This window comes from Bradyrhizobium sp. SPXBL-02 (assembly GCF_051853065.1).
Lineage (GTDB): Bacteria > Pseudomonadota > Alphaproteobacteria > Rhizobiales > Xanthobacteraceae > Bradyrhizobium.
Genome location: NZ_CP182474.1, coordinates 7,221,306 through 7,240,146 on the forward strand (window position 1 = coordinate 7,221,306; position 18,841 = coordinate 7,240,146).

General features: G+C 64.5%; 16 protein-coding genes and 1 tRNA gene. 6 read left to right on the top strand and 11 right to left on the bottom strand.

Going from position 1 to position 18,841, the window contains the following annotated elements; all coding sequences use genetic code 11:
• Position 1 precedes the first annotated feature (1 nt).
• Entirely contained in the window at positions 2–1,162 is a 1,161-nt protein-coding gene (locus ACNJYD_RS33485) for a glutathionylspermidine synthase family protein (RefSeq protein WP_439364546.1), read from the top strand.
• Between the two features lie 154 nt (positions 1,163–1,316).
• Here the strand turns inward: ACNJYD_RS33485 and ACNJYD_RS33490 are convergent, their stop codons facing one another.
• The 6 genes from ACNJYD_RS33490 to chpT all read right to left on the bottom strand — a co-directional run bounded on the left by ACNJYD_RS33490 (position 1,317) and on the right by chpT (position 8,044).
• Positions 1,317–2,189, bottom strand: a complete 873-nt coding sequence (locus ACNJYD_RS33490; RefSeq protein WP_172789633.1) for a CheR family methyltransferase — start codon at positions 2,187–2,189, stop codon at positions 1,317–1,319.
• Positions 2,186–3,382, bottom strand: coding sequence for a protein-glutamate methylesterase/protein-glutamine glutaminase (locus ACNJYD_RS33495; RefSeq protein WP_439364547.1), 1,197 nt, complete (start codon positions 3,380–3,382; stop codon positions 2,186–2,188). Before ACNJYD_RS33495 ends, ACNJYD_RS33490 begins: the two co-directional genes overlap by 4 nt.
• A 76-nt stretch (positions 3,383–3,458) precedes the next feature.
• Positions 3,459–3,824, bottom strand: a complete 366-nt coding sequence (locus ACNJYD_RS33500; protein WP_007600538.1) for a response regulator — start codon at positions 3,822–3,824, stop codon at positions 3,459–3,461.
• A gap of 71 nt (positions 3,825–3,895) precedes the next feature.
• Positions 3,896–4,366, bottom strand: a complete 471-nt coding sequence (locus ACNJYD_RS33505; protein ID WP_260382291.1) for a chemotaxis protein CheW — start codon at positions 4,364–4,366, stop codon at positions 3,896–3,898.
• A gap of 27 nt (positions 4,367–4,393) precedes the next feature.
• Complete coding sequence (locus ACNJYD_RS33510; protein WP_172789752.1) at positions 4,394–7,192, bottom strand: hybrid sensor histidine kinase/response regulator; 2,799 nt, start codon at positions 7,190–7,192, stop codon at positions 4,394–4,396.
• 198 nt (positions 7,193–7,390) lie between these two features.
• Entirely contained in the window at positions 7,391–8,044 is a 654-nt protein-coding gene (chpT, locus tag ACNJYD_RS33515; protein WP_172788387.1) for a histidine phosphotransferase ChpT, read from the bottom strand.
• A gap of 198 nt (positions 8,045–8,242) precedes the next feature.
• On the opposite strand from chpT, the gene ACNJYD_RS33520 reads away from it, so the two are divergent.
• Positions 8,243–9,073, top strand: a complete 831-nt coding sequence (locus tag ACNJYD_RS33520; protein ID WP_439364549.1) for a 3'(2'),5'-bisphosphate nucleotidase CysQ family protein — start codon at positions 8,243–8,245, stop codon at positions 9,071–9,073.
• A gap of 10 nt (positions 9,074–9,083) precedes the next feature.
• Here ACNJYD_RS33520 and ACNJYD_RS33525 read toward each other — a convergent pair whose 3' ends face one another.
• A complete protein-coding gene (locus ACNJYD_RS33525) occupies positions 9,084–9,569 on the bottom strand; it encodes a YHS domain-containing (seleno)protein (protein WP_172788389.1) in 486 nt (161 codons plus the stop codon).
• Between the two features lie 139 nt (positions 9,570–9,708).
• Here ACNJYD_RS33525 and ACNJYD_RS33530 point away from each other — a divergent pair, with 139 nt between their 5' ends.
• The 3 genes from ACNJYD_RS33530 (at position 9,709) to ACNJYD_RS33540 (ending at position 11,966) form a co-directional block, all read left to right on the top strand.
• Positions 9,709–10,314 (top strand): DUF1134 domain-containing protein, encoded by a 606-nt coding sequence (locus ACNJYD_RS33530; protein WP_172788390.1) that lies wholly within the window; start codon positions 9,709–9,711, stop codon positions 10,312–10,314.
• 120 nt (positions 10,315–10,434) lie between these two features.
• A complete protein-coding gene (locus ACNJYD_RS33535) occupies positions 10,435–11,733 on the top strand; it encodes a hypothetical protein (protein WP_172788391.1) in 1,299 nt (432 codons plus the stop codon).
• Positions 11,734–11,891: 158 nt separating this feature from the next.
• Positions 11,892–11,966, top strand: a tRNA-Val gene (locus ACNJYD_RS33540).
• Positions 11,967–12,257: 291 nt separating this feature from the next.
• On the opposite strand, the gene ACNJYD_RS33545 is transcribed toward ACNJYD_RS33540, so the two are convergent.
• The 4 genes from ACNJYD_RS33545 to ACNJYD_RS33560 form a co-directional block, all read right to left on the bottom strand.
• The gene (locus ACNJYD_RS33545; protein WP_439364550.1) at positions 12,258–12,800 is read right to left on the bottom strand and encodes a 2'-5' RNA ligase family protein; all 543 of its coding nucleotides are present in this window, start codon (positions 12,798–12,800) and stop codon (positions 12,258–12,260) included.
• Between the two features lie 65 nt (positions 12,801–12,865).
• The gene (locus tag ACNJYD_RS33550; RefSeq protein WP_439364551.1) at positions 12,866–13,705 is read right to left on the bottom strand and encodes a universal stress protein; all 840 of its coding nucleotides are present in this window, start codon (positions 13,703–13,705) and stop codon (positions 12,866–12,868) included.
• Positions 13,706–13,818: 113 nt separating this feature from the next.
• On the bottom strand, positions 13,819–14,208 hold the full coding sequence (locus ACNJYD_RS33555) for a response regulator (protein WP_172788394.1): 390 nt from the start codon (positions 14,206–14,208) through the stop codon (positions 13,819–13,821).
• Positions 14,205–17,783, bottom strand: coding sequence for a GAF domain-containing protein (locus ACNJYD_RS33560; RefSeq protein ID WP_439364552.1), 3,579 nt, complete (start codon positions 17,781–17,783; stop codon positions 14,205–14,207). Before ACNJYD_RS33560 ends, ACNJYD_RS33555 begins: the two co-directional genes overlap by 4 nt.
• 280 nt (positions 17,784–18,063) lie before the next feature.
• Between ACNJYD_RS33560 and ACNJYD_RS33565 the strand changes: the two genes are divergently transcribed.
• Positions 18,064–18,837 carry an SDR family NAD(P)-dependent oxidoreductase gene (locus ACNJYD_RS33565; RefSeq protein WP_439364553.1) on the top strand — a complete coding sequence of 258 codons (774 nt, stop codon included), beginning with the start codon at positions 18,064–18,066 and terminating at the stop codon, positions 18,835–18,837.
• Positions 18,838–18,841: the final 4 nt, after the last annotated feature.

Genomic DNA, 18,841 nt, shown 5'->3' on the forward strand with positions numbered 1-18,841 from the left:
CATGCAACGCATCACTTGCTTGGAGCGCGACGACTGGCGAGAGACCGCGGCGCAATGCGGCTTCGTCTTCCACACCATCGACGGCGAGCGCTATTGGGACGAGCGCGCCTATTACGGCTTCACGCTGGACGAGATCGAGCGCGGCATCGAGACGCCGACCGGCGAGATCGACGCGATGTGCCTCGATCTTGCCGGCCGCGTCATCGGCGACGAGCGCTTCTTGCAGCGCTTGAAGATTCCGGAAGCGTTCTGGAGCCTGATCGCCGAGAGCTGGAAGCGCGACGACCGCAGCCTCTACGGCCGGCTCGATCTGAGGTTCGACGGCAAGTCGCCGGCGAAGCTGCTCGAATACAACGCGGATACGCCGACCTCGATCTTCGAGGCCGCGGTGTTCCAATGGACCTGGCTCGAACAGGCGATCGAACGCCGCGTCATCCCCTCGCGCGCCGACCAGTTCAACTCCATCCATGAGCGGCTGATCGCAGCTTGGAAGGAAATCGCTGGCGGTCGTCCCGTCCATCTTACCGGGATCACCGGCAACGAGGAAGACGCCGGCACGCTCGCTTATCTCGAAGACACCGCGCGCCAGGCCGGACTCTCGACGACGCTGCTCGACATCGAACAGGTCGGCTGGCGCGACGAGACCGGCGGCTTCGTCGATGTTGACGAGAACGATATCGCGCTCGCCTTCAAGCTCTACCCCTGGGAATGGATGCTCCAGGACGCCTTCGGCGCCAAGCTGAAGGATGCGCCGACGCGCTGGATCGAGCCGCCGTGGAAGGCGGTGCTCTCCAACAAGGGCATCTTGCCGCTGCTCTGGGAGATGTTTCCGAATCATCCCAATTTGCTGCCGGCCTTCTTCGAGGACGATCCGCGCGCCGCTGAGCTCGGCTCGTCCTATGTGCGCAAGCCGCTGCTGTCGCGCGAAGGCGCCAATGTCACGCTGGTGTCCGGCGGCATGCAGCTCGACGAGCAGGCAGGGCCCTACGGCGCCGAAGGTTTCGTGCGCCAGGCATTGTCACCGCTGCCGAACTTTTCGGGCTTTTATCCGGTGATCGGAAGCTGGCTGGTGAACCACGAGCCCTGCGGCCTGTCGATCCGCGAGGACGAGAGCCCGATCACAGGCAACCGCTCGCGGTTTTTGCCGCATGCAATTTTGTAATGTCATTCCGGGGCGCGACGCAGTCGCGAGCCCGGAATCCATAACCCCAGGCGGATGGAATGGCCCACATCCAACCGCCTGCCTATCTCGATGTCCTGTGATTATGGATTCCGGGCTCCGCGCTTACGCGCGGCCCCGAATGACGAGAAGCATCTCACCTCGCCGCGGCGAGCTTCAGCGGCTGCGGCATCAATCCGCCCATCGGACGGCCGGAACGCGCGGGGTTGAGCTGATAGAGACCGCGGCGATCGGCGACCGGGCGGAACGCGTCGGTGATGCCGACGACGGATTCGGCGGCGCCAAGCAGCAACGTGCCGTCCGCCTCCATCGCCTTCGCCATGCGCTCGAAAATCACCGCCTTGGTGTCCTGGTCGAAATAGATCAGCACGTTGCGGCAGAAGATCACGTCGAAGGTGCCGAGATGGGAGAAGTCCTGCAGCAGATTGAGCTGGCGGAACTGCACCATGGCACGAATGTCGGCGTTGAGCTGCCAGAGCTCGCCCACTTGCGTGAAGTATTTCACCAGATGCTGGATCGGCAGGCCGCGCTGTACCTCGAACTGGCTGTACACGCCGGCCTTGGATTTCTCCAGCACCTCCTGCGACAGGTCGGTGGCAACGATCTCGACGCGCCAGCCGGCGAGAGCAGCGCCCATCTCCTTCATGCACATCGCGATCGAATAGGGCTCCTGCCCGGTCGAGGAGGCCGCTGACCAGATGCGAAGCGACTTGCGCGCCGCGCGCGCCTGGATCAGGCCCGGCAGGATGGTGTCGCGCAAATGATCGAACGGGATCTTGTCGCGGTAGAAGAAGGTCTCGTTGGTGGTCATCGCCTCGACCACGTCGGTCGCAAGCCGGCCGTCGCCGTTCCTGATCTTCAGAACGAGATCGGGGATGCCGGGAAGGCTTGCCTTGCGGGCGAGCGGCAGCAGCCGGCTCTCGACCAGATATTGCTTGTCGGCGGAGAGATCGAGACCGGAGCGCTCTTTCAGGAACTTGCGCAGATAGTCGTAATCTGCGGGTGTCACGAGCGGTCTCCCGCGAACAGGCGGTTGACCTTGGCGCCGATCTGGTTGAGCGGCAGGATCGCCGCGCAGATGCCGGCATTGGCCGCCGCGCCCGGCATGCCCCAGACCACGCTGGAGGCTTCGTCCTGCGCGATCACGCTGCCGCCGGCCGCGACGATGTCCTTGCCGCCGCGCATCCCGTCCGAGCCCATGCCGGTCAGGATCACGGAGAGGATGTTGCCGTGCCAGACGTCGATGGCGGAGGTGAAGAGCGGATCGACCGCAGGCTTGCAGAAATTCACGGCGGGGCCGTCGTCGAGCGCGATCACCGGGTCAGCGCCGCTGCGCGCGACACGCATGTGCTTGCCGCCCGGAGCAAGGTAAATCCGTCCCGGCTTCACCGGCTCACCGTCGACCGCCTCGGCCGCCGGCCGGCGGCTCGTGCGCCCCAGATGCTCGGCGAGGATGGTGGTGAAGGTCGGTGGCATGTGCTGGGTGATCAGCACCGGGAAGCGATCGATCACGGGGCCGAGCTCGGTGACGAGCGCCATCAGCGCCTGAGGACCGCCGGTCGAGGAGCCGATCAGCAGCACCTTCGGCGCCTGGGTCGAGAACGGACGTGTCGCTAGCGATCCTAACGACGGGGCATGCACGGCCGGAGCGGGCGCAGGCGCGGCAGGCCGCGCAACAGGACCGCGGACAACGGGAGCCGGGCTCGCGGGCGCCAGCGGCGGGCTCGCAACCGCAGACTTGCGACGCAGCCGCGCGCCGAGATGGCGGATCTTCTGGATCAGGTCGTGATGGAAAATGTCTGCGGCCGACGCCTCACGCGTCGATTCCGGCTTGGGAATGTAATCGGCCGCGCCGAGCGACAACGCCTTGAAGCTGATCTCCGCGTTGCGGCGGGTCAGCGTCGAAGCCATGATGATGACGAGATCGCGCTTCTTGGCGAGCAGTTGCGGCAGTGCCGAGAGGCCATCGAGCTCGGGCATTTCGATGTCGAGCACGGCAACATCGGGATTGATGCGATCGAGCTGGTTGACCGCCTCGAGCCCGGTGCGCAGCGACGCCGCGACCTCCATGTCGTGCTCGGCACCGATCCAGCGCGAGATCAGACCGCGGATGACGACGGAATCGTCGACGATCATTACCCGCAAAGGTCCGGCTTCGCGCGACGGGCTCGTGGTCGAATTACCTGCGAACGCAACACTCATTACTCACCAACTCAGACTGACACGGGTTCAGTTGAAAACAAGCGCCGAAGGATCCGTTCAGCCTCCGGGCGGTCGCTCAGATCAGGCCGACTTCCTGGAATTTCGCCGTCACGATGTCCTTGTCGAAGGGCTTCATGATGTACTCGTTGGCGCCGGCGTGCAGCGCGCGCGCGATATGCGCGACGTCGTTCTCGGTGGTGCAGAACACCACCTTCGGCTGGTCGCCGCCGGGCATGCGGCGGAGATGGCCGAGGAACTCGTAGCCATCCATGACCGGCATGTTCCAGTCGAGCAGCACCGCATCGGGCAGGCCGCGCTTGCAGGCCTCCAGCGCCTTCTCACCGTCCTCGGCTTCGAGGATCTGGAAGTCGAGCCCCTCCAGGATCCGGCGCGCAACCTTGCGGATGACGCTGGAATCATCAACGACGAGACACGTTCGCATGTGAACCTCTGCTTCCTCCCCTTTGCGGGGATACTTCCAATTGCGAGCCCGCCGGCGGCAGTGCCGCCGTATCAGGCTGCCATCATCTCGGGCGCGAGCTCGAGGACGCGGTCGACGTCGAGCACGACCATGAGCTGGCCGTCGAGGCGGTGGACGCCGCCGGCGAGCTTGGCCATGCGGGGGTCGAGGTTGACGGGGTTCTCCTCCATGCCGGCCTCGGGCAGGCGCAGCACCTCGCCGATCTGGTCGATGAGCAGGCCGTAGGATTCGCCGCGGAGGTCGACGCCGACCGCCATCGGCACCTTGCCGTCTTCGGCCTTGGGCAGGCCGAGGCGGGCACGCATGTCGACCACGGTGACGATGCGGCCGCGCAGATTGAGGACGCCCGCGATCTCGCGCGAGGACAGGGGCACGCGGGTGACGCGCTCGGGCATGAACACGTCCTGGACGCGGGAGATCGGCAGGCCGAACAGCTGGCCGCCGATCATCGCGGTGACGTACTCGACCATGGCGCCTTCAGCGGACTGGGTCTTCTTGCTCATCTCGGTGTCTCCTGATCCCCGTCCTGCTTACGCCGCGGCCCGGCTCAGCTCGGAGGCGCCGGCGGCGCCCGCGGTCTGCTCCTTCAGCGCCGCGATCAGACCGGGACGGTCGAACTTGGCGACGTAATCGTGGAAGCCGGCCTGCCGGCCGCGCTCGATCGCCGCCGGCGACACCAGCGCCGAGAGGCCGATGATCGGCGTCGCGGCGAGGTTGTTGTCGGAGCGGACGACTTCGGCGAACTCGAACCCGTTCATGTCGGGCATCTCGATGTCGGTCAGGATCACGTCGAAACTCTGGGCGCGCAGGGCGGCGAGGCCTTCCTGCGCGGTCGGCGCGGTGCGGACGCGGTAGCCGGCGGCCTTCAGCACCGGCGCCAGCATGTTGCGGAAGAACGCCGAGTCGTCGACCAGCAGCACCGACTGCGAGTGCAGCGACGGCTTCATCTCCTTGCGGGTGAACCAGTCGGCGAACGCCATCGGCAGGAAGTGGCCGACGTCGATCACCTCGGTGGCCTGGCCCTTGATCACGGCCGAGCCGAGAATGCCGGAGGAGGAGCCGCCGACCTCGATGTTGAGGCGTTCCTCGACGATGTCGATGATCTCGTCGACGACGAGGCCCATGGAGCGGCCGTCGTCGGCGAACACCAGGATCGGCTGGGCGCCCTGGCTGGCAATGGTGACGCCGTCCATGGCGACCAGCGGCATCAGCTGCTCGCGGTACTGCACCATGTAGCGGCCGTTACTGAACTCGATCTTGTCGGCGGGCAGCTCTTCCAGGCGCGTGACGAGGCCAAGCGGAACCGCCTTGGGCTGCGACGAGCCGGCGCGGAACACCAAGAGCGAGGTGGTCTGCTCGCCGGAGCCGATGTGATGGGCGCCGTTCTCGTCGCCCATGTCATGGGCCGAGGAGCCGGCGGCGCCGAGCGCTTTGGCAATGCCGTTGGGATCGATGATCATGATCACCGCGCCATCGCCCAGAATGGTGTTGCCGGAGAACATGTCGATGTGACGCAGCTTGGTCGACATCGGCTTGACCACGATCTCTTCGGTGTGGAACACGCCGTCGACGACGATGCCAAAGGTCTGGCTGCCGACCTGGGTGACCACGATGAAGCCGTTCTCGGGATCGCTGGCGGCGCCGTCGTCGATCTTCAGCAGCTTCTTCAGGTGGATCAGCGGCAGCAGCTTGTTGCGCAGGCGCAGCACCGCGGTGTCCTTGATGCGCTCGATGCGGTGCTCGGAGTTGGCGCGGGCCCGCACCAGCTCGACCACCGAGAGCTGCGGAATCGCAAAGCGGTCGCCGGCGGCTTCGACGATCAGCGCCGAGACGATGGCGAGCGTCAGCGGGATCTTGATGGTGACGGAGCTTCCTTCACCGGCCACGGACTTGATGTCGATGGTGCCGCCGATCTGGTCGATATTGGTGCGGACCACGTCCATGCCGACGCCGCGGCCCGACACCGAGGTGATGGCGGCCGCGGTGGAGAAGCCCGGCGCGAAGATGAACTTGTGGATCTGGGCTTCGCTCATCTTCTCCAGCTCGGCCTCGGAGACGAGACCTGAGGAAAGCGCCTTGGCCTTGATCTTCTCGGTGTTGAGGCCGCGGCCGTTGTCGGCGATGCAGATGATGATGTGGCCGCCCTCGTGATAGGCGGAGAGGCGGATGGTGCCCTGCTCGCCCTTGCCGCTGGCGAGGCGCTCGGCGGGGGTCTCGAGGCCATGATCGGCGGAGTTGCGCACCATGTGGGTGAGCGGGTCCTTGATCAAATCGAGCACCTGGCGGTCGAGCTCGGTGTCGGCGCCGTGCATCTCGAGCTCGATCTGCTTGCCGAGTTCGGATGAGAGGTCGCGGACGATGCGGGGCAGCTTCTGCCAGGCATTGCCGATCGGCTGCATGCGCGTCTTCATGACGCCCTCCTGCAGCTCGGCGGTGACGTTGGAGAGGCGCTGCAAGGGCACCTTGAACTCGGTGTCCTCGTTGCGGCGGGAGATCTCCAGGAGCTGGTTGCGGGTCAGGACCAGCTCGGAGACCATGGTCATCAGGTGCTCCAGCGTATCCACGTTGACACGGATCGACTGGTTGGCGATGCGGTCGCCCTCGCCCGCCATCTCGTCGGCCATCGACTTCTTCGCGGCCTTCTCCTTGGGCGCCTTTGCGGCTTCCTTGGCAACGGCGGCTTCGGCAGCCGGCGCAGGTGCAGCCTTGACCTCAGTCTTGGCCACGGGCGCGGCGACCGGCGCTTCGATCGCGGTCTCGCGGAAGGCGCGCTCGAGCTCGTCGAGCGAAACCTCGCCCGGACGCAGCGGGCGCTCCAGGGTCTGCTCGACCAGCGAGCCCGTGGTCATCTCCTTGGCAGGCGCCGCGGCCGGGGCGTCGGGCGCCAGCGGCGGCGCATCGGCAACGGGGGTGCCGGCCGGCATCGGCTGCGCCGAGCCTGACATGGCGGCCATGCCCTGCTCGACCATCGCCTCCAGCTTGTCGATGAGATCGCGGTCGTTCCCTTCAGGCTCGGCCTCGGTTGCCTCCAAGCCAGCCAAAATCTCCTTGATGCGGTCGATCGAGGACAGGATCACCGTCACCGCCTCGGCGGTGACAGGCATGCCGTCACGGAATTTGCCCATCAGGGTCTCGCCGGCATGTGCCAACGCTTCCAGCCGCGGCAGGCCCAGGAAGCCGCAGGTGCCCTTGATGGTGTGGACCAGGCGGAAGATGTTATCCAGGATCTTGGCGTTGTTCGGCTCCTGCTCGAACTTCACCAGCTGATTGTCCACGGTGTCCAGGCTCTCGCTGGTCTCCGTCAGAAACTCCCGCAACAGATCATCCATGAAAACAGGCCTTCATACAGGAAGGGCGCGCACGAGGCGTGATGCGCCATTTCGGAATGGGGCCAGCTTCACCGCAAAGCGTTTAATATTGGTTGAGTATGTGCAAAAGAACGGAACCAACAAAGAGATAAGGCGCTCCGGACAAGCCGAAGCGCCTCGTAAAGATTGGATTAACGCTTCGCGAGCGACGCTTCGCGTTTACGAAGCGATAACGATGATTGCTTCGCCTTCCGGCTTGAGCGTCACGGTGAGCCCGCAGGCCTGCGCGAGCAGCCGCGTATAATAAGGCTGGATCGCATGGGCATCCGCAGCCGGCCCGCGCTCGCCGCTCAGGAGCTCGGAGATGTTCTGCGGCAGGCGCGCATTGTGTCCGGTCGCGGTGATGCGAAAGCTCATCGCCTCGCCCTCGCCGACGGGATCGACCGTCAGCATGCCGCCGCGCGGGATCGTGTGCTGGGCGACGACCAGCATGTTGAGCAGCAGCTTGACGCGGTTCTTCGGCAGCAGCAGCCGCGGCAGATTCCAGGTGATCGAGCACTTGCCGTCCTCGATATGGCCTTTCGCCATGGTCTGGGCATCGCCGAGATCGATCTGCGCGCCGGAGGAGCCGGCCGCACCGAAGGCAAGACGGCAGAACTGGAGCCGGGCGGAGGCCGTCTTGGCGCTCTTGCGAATCAGGTCGAGCGCGAACTCGCGGTCCTCGGGCTTGGGATCGTCGTCGAGCACTTCGAGCCCGTTGACGATGGCGCCCACGGGGCTGATGAGATCGTGGCAGACCCGCGAGCACAACAGCGCGGCGAGTTCGAGCATATCGGGAGCAGTAGCGGTCGCGGGCGACGAAGCGTCAGACATATAATGGGGTCCTGGAGGGTTCCTGGAATTGCACGGCGCTGGACGCCGCGAATCACGCATGCTTGACGGATGCTGCGGGTTCTAACATTCGCAACCCCGCGGCAGCTAGCTTGCGATCGGCTCGAGGCGGCCATAAGCCCAAGCGAATCGATCGGGGCGAATCAGTGGACGAGGAACGATTTTGCCGACAGATGAGGCATGCAGGTGAAGCGGATCATTGACGGAGCGGCCGCCTTTGGCCTGATGGACCCGCTGACCGCGCTGGTGGTGAAGGCGGGCGAGGCGATCCTCGCCGTCAACCGCGCTGCCATGCGGATCGACGGCAAGCAGGATGGCTCGCCGGTGACCGAGGCTGACCTTGCCGCCGACCGCATCATCGCGGACGGTCTCGCGCAGCTCGCGGGCGATGTTCCGACGCTGTCGGAGGAGCGGACCCAGCTCGCCTCCCCGCCGTTTCAGGGCAGCTTCTTCCTGATCGATCCGCTCGACGGCACCAAGGAGTTCGTCGCCGGCCGCGACGAATTCACGGTCAATCTCGCATTGGTGACGGAAGGCGTACCGCTGCTCGGCATCGTGTCCGCCCCCGCGCTCGGCCTGCTCTGGCGCGGCATCGTCGGCCACGGCGCCGAACGCGTGAGGTTCAACGGCGCGACGATCGCCGGCGCCGAGCCGATCCGCACCCGCAAGCTGCCGACGCGAGGGGAGCCCTGGATCGCGGCGGTGAGCCGTTCGCATGGCGATGCCAGAAGCGAGGCGTTCATCGACAACAGGCCCAATGCGGTCAGGATGACGTGCGGCTCGGCCGTGAAATTCGGCCGGATCGCGGAAGGCAGCGCCGACATCTATCCCCGTTTCGGGCCGACCTCGGAATGGGACGTCGGGGCCGGCTGCGCAGTCGTGACCGCGGCCGGCGGCAAGGTAACCGATGGCAAGGGCGGCGAGCTCCGATTCGGCCAGCGCAGCGATACCGGCTTCATCATCCCGGAATTCATCGCCTGGGGCGACCCGCAGGCGGTAGGCTGCTACTGACCGGGCTCGCTTACTGCCCGAGCTTCTCCTGCAGGGCCGGCCAGCGCTTGCCCACCTCATAGAGGAAGCGATCGGGATCGGCGACGAAGGCGTCGCGATTGTCCTCCCGGCTGAACAGATAGAGCCGCTGCGCCACGATCGCGAAGAAATGCGGATTGCCGGCGACGATGACGCCGCGGGCGATATCGGCCGGATCATAGCCGCCGAACTGCGGTCCGTAGATCTCGGGATGGGCCTGGAAAGAGGCGCGGTTGCCCTCGTTCCGGAAGCGCCAGACGGCCCCCCAGAGGTTCGCCTCGAACTCCGCCGTCCCCTGCACGGCCGCGCCAGCGACGAAATAGGCGACGGGGTCGAAACCCTCGATGGCGACGCCGGTGAAGCGGTTGACGACGATCCGCTCGGTGGTGGCGGCCCCTGCCGGCCCCCCCGCGCCGACGATCCAAATGCCCGCAAGCAGGCAGAGGCGGCGGGCGATCAAGGCAATTCCGGGGCGCAAAGGGCTATCTTCCTGCCGTTGTGCCGTCATAGTTGCTGCGGATAACATCCGAGTCGAGGGGACATCCGGCGCAACCTAGAGCCGTGCCTGTTGGCGTCAGGTTAAGGAAGCGACCGGATTCGGTACCAGGGGTTCTTTTATGACTTTCGCATCACGCCTTGCTGCGCTCGCGCTTGCCGGGATGATCGGCTGGATCGTGCCGGCCTCCGCCCAGCAGGCGCCGCCGCCTGACCTGCCGCCGCCGCAACGGACCCCGACGCCCAACACCTATGGGCCGGACGAGCTCGTCACCGCCGGCCATCGCTTCTTCGGCAACGTCTCGCGCGGGCTCGCCTCGATCATCGAGAAGGCGGTCAGCCAATGGGGCCTGCCGAACGGCTACATCCTGGGTGAGGAAGGCTCCGGCGCCTTCGTCGCCGGCCTGCGCTACGGCGAAGGCACGCTCTACACCAAGAACGCCGGCGATTTGCGCGTCTATTGGCAGGGCCCCTCGCTCGGCTTCGACTGGGGCGGCGACGGCGCCCGCACCATGACGCTGGTCTACAACCTGCCCGCCACCAACGCGATCTACCAGCGCTTCGGCGGCATCGACGGCTCGGCCTACATCATCGGCGGCTTCGGCATGACGGCGCTCACCGCCAACAACATCGTGCTGGTGCCGATCCGCTCGGGGCTCGGCCTGCGGCTGGGCGCCAATATCGGCTATCTCAAATACACCCCGCGCGCGACCTGGAACCCGTTCTAGGCCCCCGCCCTCCCCACTGCCCACCGATCAAGGTTAACGACAGCGCGGGGCTGGCTTTTTGCCGGCCCGCCATGGCATTGTCGTTGGTGAATTTTTCCTTAAGCTTGGGAGTTCTGGCCCATGGTCGAACCGATCATGTACCTGGCGATCGGTTTCCTGCTCTCCATGCTGTGCGGGCTCGCAATCGTGCCGCTGGTGCATAACCGCGCGGTGCGCCTGACCACGCGCCGGTTAGAGGCCGCCACCCCGCTGTCGATGGCCGAAATCCAGGCCGACAAGGACCAGCTCCGCGCCGAGTTCGCCATGTCCGCCCGGCGGCTCGAGATGAGCGTCGAGCAGCTCAAGAACAAGACCACGAGCCAGCTGGCCGAGCTCGGCAAGAAGAGCGACGCCATCAACCGCATGAAGATCGAGCTCGGCGAGAAGAACGCCACGATCTTCGCGCTGGAGGCGCGCGAGAAGGCGGTGAAGGAGCAGCTCCGCGCCACCGAGGAGGAGTTCAGCGCCAAGACGGAAGCCTTGCGCCAGGCCGAGATCGCGCTGGCCGACAAGCAGGCCGAGCTCGCCAAGATCAACTCCGAACTGTCCGACCGCTCGATGATGGCGGAGAGCCGCCAGGTCGAGCTGGTCGCGGTGCGAACGCAGATCGAGGAATTGAAGCACCGCGTCGGCGATGCCGAGAAGGAATTTGCCGCGACGCAAGCGCGTCTCGCACAGGAGCGCACCGAATCCGAGACCGCCTCGCGCGAGCTCAACGAGGCGCGCGGCCGCGTCGAGAATCTGAGCCAGCGCGTCACCGAGCTCGACCGCCAGCTCATCGTGCAGGTCAAGGAGGCCGAGATGCTATCGAGCCGCGTCGCCGATCTCGAAGGACGCCTTGCCACGCAGGGCAAGCTGCTCGCCGAGCGCGACTACGAGAACAACCAGCTGCGCCAGGCCAACGAGGCCAACGAGCGCACCATCAAGGAGCTGCGCGTCGAGATCGCGGGCCTCAGCGGCGGCAAGTCGTCGGCTGCGATGGAGCAGCTGCGTGCGGAAAAGGCCACGCTGGAGGAGCAGCTGCGCAGCGCGCGCGACGAGCGCGCGAAACTCCAGCGCGACATCAACGCGATCCAGCAGCAGGCCGAGAGTTCCTGGGCGACGGAGCGGATGGAGAACGCGCTGCTGCGCGAACGCATCAACGACATCGCGGCCGAAGTCGCCAAGCTCGCGATGCAGCTCGAAGGCCCGAACTCGCCGATCGAGGCGCTGCTCGCGGCCGAGGCCGGCCAGCCGCCGAAGCCCGCGCCGCGCCCGGCCAACGACGCCGCGACCAACGGCGCTCCGGCTGCCCGCCTGCCCGAAGGCGGCGGAACGCTCGCCGAGCGCATCCGCGCGCTCCAGGCCCACGCCTCCCGCGCCCGCCAGCAGGGCGCGTAACCGGCCAAAATCCGGCTTCCCTAGCAAATGGGCCGACTTGCCGAAGGTTTTCCGCCCCCGCGACGCCTGAAAACTTGACACCTTCGGCCGGCACTTCTAAATCGCGGGCTCCAATGTGCCGGCCGGCCGAAAGGTCCGGCCGCCTGCATGATGGTCCCGGGCGCATAGCTCAGCGGGAGAGCGTTCCCTTCACACGGGAGAGGTCCAAGGTTCGATCCCTTGTGCGCCCACCACGCTTCGCCAAAGGCTTCGCGTGGCGCAGCCACGCCCAATACTAGCGAAGCGTGTCCGGCCTAGCTCGAAGAGCGTAGACGGACTTGCGGGTCTTGCTTCCGCTCTGTCAAAATTCGAAAACAACCCCATGCACAGTAGACGGCATCAGCCGGATCAAGGGGTTACGCCTTTTCCGAAGTCGCGTTTGACTTGTCGGGCAAAACAGGGGCAGGATGGCATCGTCGGGAGAGGCCTTACGGATAATCGTCGCGGCTGGAGCGGCCGGATGCATCGATGGGCGGGACGTCGGCTCACGAAGTGCGAAGCGGCAAGCCTTGTTCTGCAACCACCCGCACGGGCGGAAAAGAAACGCAATCCACGACGTCGAACAGCACGCTGATGCTCCCGTCGAATGACTGCGCGAAAGCGATCGCGTCATCACGCTTTGCGTCGGCGATTTGTGTGCCGAGCGTGCAATGAGGTCGCCAGTTTCCCGGCCGATAGTGCAGCCGACAAAAGGCTGGATCGATCGCAGCGCTGATCGAAGCGTGCCACCTGACGAGCGTTTCATCGAATTCCGGCTCCGCCCAGAGCACGAGCGGCGGACCTGCGAACCAACGAATTCGCTTGAACGCGACGAGTAGTTGCCCTTCGCCTCCTACCGCGCGGAGCATGGTGTCCCACGCGATCTCCGCGGTAATCTCAGGCGTATCATACATGGCGAATGTAAAATGCGGCCGATAGGCGAGAGCCCTCATCGAAGGCTGGCTCTCAAACGCGGCAACTTCATCCCACAAGGCTTCGATCTGCTTTGCCGAGGGATCGTCGGACCGAATGTTGATAGCCAAAGCCACGCCCTGTCGCTCCGTGAATCAATAGATTGTCTCACCAGCGACGAAAGAACCATGCCTTTTGCGCGCTAGTGAGCCATGAGAACGGGGATATCCGCGTGCTCCATGATATAGCTGGTCGCCCCACCGAATATCATCTGCCGCAGCCGCGTGCGGGTGAAGGCTCCTTTGATCAATAGATCGCAACCGTGTGCCCTGGCGGCATCGAGGACCGCCTCACCAGTTTCGCGCCCCTCCAGCTCGACGCTGATCAAGCTGGGCGCAATGCCATTGTATTGGAGTTGCCGAGCGATCTGACCGGCAGACGGTCCCGGCACCGCTTGGCCGCCGACAACCGTTAGGACCGATACCCTTTCGGCCAGACGAAGCAACGGCATGGCAAATGCGTTTGCCCGAGCTTGCTCGGTACTCCCGTTCCAGTGGATCATGATGTTTGTTGCGACGCTTCTTGGTGCATTCGACGGCGCCAGCAGAACGGGCCTGCCGCTCTCAAACAGCGCGGATTCGATCGCGCGGCGGTGAGGGCCCGCAGCATCAACGTCAGACCGCGCCATCACGATCAGATCGAAAGCGCGCCCATAACTTCCGATAAAGTCTTCGCCCTCAGGCGCGTTCTCCAGCCAGCCGAAGCACGGCGGGTTCGACCCTGCGGTGGCTCGAGGAACAACATGCTTGAGCATGAATGCTTCGAAGAAGTTGCGCATGTCGTTCAATTCGGCTTCGCTCTTCACTTGATACGAATCCAAGAGAATGCCGGTGGCCAATTCGGCGGCCGCATATTGAGGGATGCCGAACCGGAGTGGAAAACCTTCGATATAGGCGCCGGAACGTCGCGCGATATCCAAGGCCACAGCGAGCGTGGCTGTCATCATCGGAATATTCTGAAGCGGGACCAGGAGCGTCTTCATTTTGAATCCCCGATTTTTCTGACGAACATTGACGGAGGATGCCTGCTTTCAATTGGGGTAGCGTCTGCGAAGTTTCCACTTTGCGAGCGATTCAGTTTGTCACAATGGTTGCGTCATGCGGCCCGTTCAAGCCTCGTATCGATCTCCTGGCGCAGCGCCGCGAAGTCGATTGGTTTGGTCAATAGGTCGGCGGCGCCCTTCTCCAGCGCCTTGCGCCTGGTCTCGGCATCACCGTAGGCCGTGATCATGATGACAGGCACATCGGGGCGGGCCGAGCGCACGATAGGCAGCATCTCCAGTCCGCTCATTCCGGGCATGTTGATGTCGGACAGGATCAGAATCAGGGTGGCATCCGCAATCTCGGCCGCGCGCTGCAATGCCAGGGGTGCCGAGGATACGAACTCCATCAGAAAACGACCGGCGCGCAGATCGCGCCGAAACTGCTGGCGGAACAGGGCCTCGACATCGGGCTCGTCGTCAACGACCATTATATAGACGCTCAACTTCTGCCTCCCGTCTGCAACGGTGCCGCCCGCGTGCGCGGCAGCGTAATGATGAACTCGGTATATTTGCCCGGCTCGGTATCGACCTCGATGCTGCCGCCGTGCTGCTTCACAATGATGTCGTGGCAGATTGAAAGGCCGAGGCCAGTTCCTTCGCCGGCGGGCTTGGTCGTGAAGAACGGATTGAATATCTTCTGTCTGACATCGGCCGGGATGCCGGTGCCATTGTCGCGAATGCGGATTTCGACGGCGCCGCCGAGGTCTGTGGTCGTCGCGCGCAGCCTCGGCTCGAAGCCGTCACCGGCGGCGTCCTTTTGCTTGCTTGCCGCGTAGAAACCGTTTGAAACCAGATTGAGGAACACCCGCGTTATCTCCTGCGGATACAGCTCGAGCGCGCCCGCAGACGGATCCAGCTTTCTTTCAAGCGTGATGTTGAAGCCGGCTCTTTCCGCGCGGGCTCCGTGATAGGCGAGGTTGAGGCTTTCTTCGAGGATGGCGTTGATGTCGGCCGCGCGGCGTTCGCCAGACCCTTCGCGGGAATGCAGAAGCATATTCTTGACAATGGAATCGGCGCGCGTTCCGTGCTGCACGATCTTTTTAAGGTTACCTCTCAGCATGTGTATCACCGCGTCGATGTCCTGCCTTTCCGCCTCGCCCAGGCCGGCTGAGCGCAGCGCGTCGCCGAGCTCGTCGGTGAGTTCGGAGGACAGCGCCGCAAAGTTGTTGACGAAATTGAGCGGGTTCTTGATCTCGTGCGCAATGCCGGCCGTGAGTTGCCCGAGCGAGGCAAGCTTCTCGGTCTGGATCAGCCGGTCCTGCGCATTTCGCAACTCCTCGAGCGATTGCGACAATTCCATGGTGCGCTCGCGCAACTCATTCAGCAGGCGCGCATTTTCGATCGCGATCACGCCCTGGTGCGCGAAATTGGATACGAGCTCGATCTGCTTGTCCGTGAAGGGTTTGACTTCCTGGCGGAAGATCGTGATCGTGCCAATCAGCTCATCTTCCTTGAGCATGGGCACGATGACGAGGGTCCTTGCGCCGGCAAGGTCGGCAAGCGCGCGAACGTTGGGGTTGCCTTCGACATAGGGCGGCTGCGTCCTGATGTCGTCGATATGAACCGTCTGATGCGTCTTCTCGACGGTGCCGAGCCCGCTCGCGGGATGTGGGCGAATGTGCTGGTAGAGCCGGGTATCGACATAAGCTTGCGGCGCGTTGTGCAATGCGACCGTGCGAAAGCCGCCCTCCTCGTAGAGATTCATGGTGCCAAAACCGGCGCCGCAAATTCGCGTCGCATTCTCCAGCATCTTGTGGAAGACCGGAGTGAGTGCGCCCGATGAAGCGCTTATGATTTCCAGCACCTCCGATGTTGCCGTCTGCCGCTCCAGCGATTCATTCAATTGCTCGAACAGACGCACGTTGCCGATGGCGATAACAGCCTGATCGGCAAAGGTCTGCAGCAGCGTGATCTGCTTGTCGTCGAATGGGCGCACCTCGGTACGACGCAGCACGATCGCCCCCATGCTCTCGCCTTCGCGCAAGAGCGGCACACTCAAAACGGTCCGAACGTTTGAGCGAAGCGCATATTCGCGTCCCGTCGGGTATTGCTCCCCTTCGGGCCCGAGCAGGTCGTGCACCTGAACGGTGCGACGATCGATAATCGCCCAGCCGGTCGGCGATTTGACACTGATCGGTCGTCGGCTCCACACCACCGGAACCGGGCCATGGTGCGCCTGGATGACGATATCGTCGCCATCCCTCAGAATGACCAGTGCATCATATGCCTCGCAAAGCCCGCATGCGCTTTCCACGATCGCCTTGAGCACCGGACCGACTTCGGTTGGGGAGGAAGCGATGACCCGCAAGATATTGGCGCTGCCGGTCTGGTACGTCAGCGCCTCGGACAGATCGCGCGTCCTGGTTTTCAATTGTTCGAACAGCCGGACATTCTCGATGGCGATCACCGCCTGGTCGGCAAACGTGGCGACGAGCTCGATCTGTTTTTCTGTGAAGGGCTGCACGCGCTTGCGGGCGATCACGATCGCGCCGATCGGCTCATTCTCGCGCAGGAGTGGAACACCGAGCGCCGTGCGTTGACCAGCCATCGTGATCGACGCCTGCAGGCCGTATTCGGGATCGGCAGCGACGTCGAGGATCTGCACCGGACGGCGTTCGAGGACCGCTCGACCCGTGACCGTGCCCCGGCCGGGGGCGATCGGATGAGCCTGCAGAAAAGCGATGTAGTCCTCGGAAAACCCGACCGCTGCTCCGGCCTGATATTCATCGCCCTCGCGGCGCATGATGAAGGCCATCTCCGCTTCGCACAGCCGTGCCGCCGACTCGACCAGCGTGTCGAGGACGGTTTGCAGATCGAAGGTCGAGCGGCTGATCACCTTCAGCACATCGGCAGTCGCGGTTTGCTGCTGGAGCGATTCGGCGAGGTCGCGCGTCTTCGCCTGGACCTCATCGAACAGCCGCACATTCTCGATCGCGATCACGGCCTGATCGGCGAAAGTGGAGACCAGGTCGATCTGCTTGTCCGTGAACGAGTTCACGGTCTTGCGGCCCAGGAATAGCACGCCGATCGTTTCTCCGGACCGGAGCAGGGGTACGCCCAGGAGGGTGCGGTAACCGCCGGCCCTCTGTTGCTCGGGATAGGCATAGTCGGGATCGACCAGGACGTCCGGGATCTGAACAGCCTTGCCGCACAGCAGGACGCGCCCGACGAGGCTACCGCGTCCCGCATTGAGCCGAACGCCCGCCGAGGCCTTGGCCCACTCGGGCGAGAAATTGTAGCGAGTTGCATGATAGTACCCACCATCGCCATCGTGCCGGACGATTGCCGCCATGTCGGCACCACACAGCCACGCCGCCGATTCCGTCAGCGTGTCGAGAACGGTTTGCAGATCGAACGCGGAGCGGCTGATGACTTTCAACACATCGGCGGTCGCGGTCTGCTGCTGCAGCGATTCCCGCAAGTCGTCGGTACGCGCCTGCACCTCGTCGAACAGCCGCGCGTTCTCTATGGCGATGACAGCCTGGTCGGCGAAGGTCTGCAGAAGCTGCACATGATGCGGAGCGAAGGCCCCCGGCTCGGCTCGCGTCACGCTGATCATGCCGATCACCGTGCCGCCGGTCGCGAGCGGAACGAACAACATGCTGCGAAAGCCGCGGGCGCGCGCGATCAATTTGATGTCGTTCGTCAGCGCTTCAGTATCGGGGGTCGGCACCACCTTACCGGCCTCCGCCCTCGCAAAACTCTCGAAATCGGCGATCGGACGCGGAAACATCTTCTTCAAAGCTTCATCGGCGGCAGGATTCGTCGGCGTGAACGCCGCCAAGTGGGCATTGCCGTCGATGAAGCGGAATACGGTCGTCGAAAAGCCGCCGAGCAAGGCATTTGCGCGCCTCGCGATCGCATCGAATACCGGTTTCACCTCCGATGGCGAACTGGCAATGATCTTGAGAATGTCCGCGGTGGCGGTCTCGCGATCTTGTGCGGCGCGCAATTCGGCCAGGAGCCGCGCGTTCTCCTGCTGCAAATCCGCCACAACGTCCTGAGGAAGCGCGGCCATGATGAAAATCCACGTCGCCAGCCGGTTCGCGGCCGACGTCAAAATCTAATCAAGAATGTGTCGGGAATTATTCCACCATCAGGTGCTTTCGACCAGAGGTACCGTGAGTTGATTTTCGATCGACTACGCGTCAATTCGCCTTTCGTGATCGACGAAAGCGGCGAGTTCCGCAAAATGCCGCTGGCGGCCGCTTTGCTTCGGGTCCGCAGGCCTCGGGGGCGCGGGACCCGAGTGCCGCGAGCGCCGTAGATTGCGTCCTGAAACACCCTAGGAGAACCCCATGGCGACCATATTCATCACCGGCAGCGCGGATGGCCTCGGCCGGGCGGCGGCGCAATCGCTCCTCGATCGGGGCCACCACGTCGTGCTGCACGCGCGTTCGGCCGATCGTGCTGCGGCCCTCGGCGGGCTCGCTTCGCGCGCCCGGGGATTGGTGATCGGCGATCTCAGAAGCGCCAAGGAGACGCGGAGCATCGCCGACCAGGTCAACGCGATCGGGCGCACGGATGCGGTCATCCACAATGCCGGCGTCTACACGCGGCCGAGCCGCGGCGCGACCCCTGAAGGCCATGCCGAGACGCTGGCCATCAACACGCTTGCGCCGTTCATGCTGACGGCCCTGATCGCGCGGCCCGCCCGATTGATCTATATCAGCAGCGGATTGCACCGCGGCGGAGAGGGCTCGCTCGACGACCTCGATTGGACCAAGCGGGCCTGGAATGCGGCCAAGGCCTATGCCGAGAGCAAGCTGCACGTCGTCGCGCTCGCCTACGCGCTGGCGCGGCGCTGGCCCAACGTCCTCTGCAACGCCGTCGATCCCGGTTGGGTGCGCACGAAGATGGGCGGCGCGGGCGCCCCGGTCGATATCGACACGGGGCAACGGACCCAGACCTGGCTGGCGGTCAGCGAGGATCACGCGGCGCGGGTGAGCGGACGCTACTGGCATCATCTCGAGCAGCAAGAGCCAGCCCGCGAGGCGACCGATCCGAGATTTCAGCACCAGCTCATCGGCCAATTGAGCGAGCTGACGGGCGTTGCGCTGCCGGAGGTGTGACGCA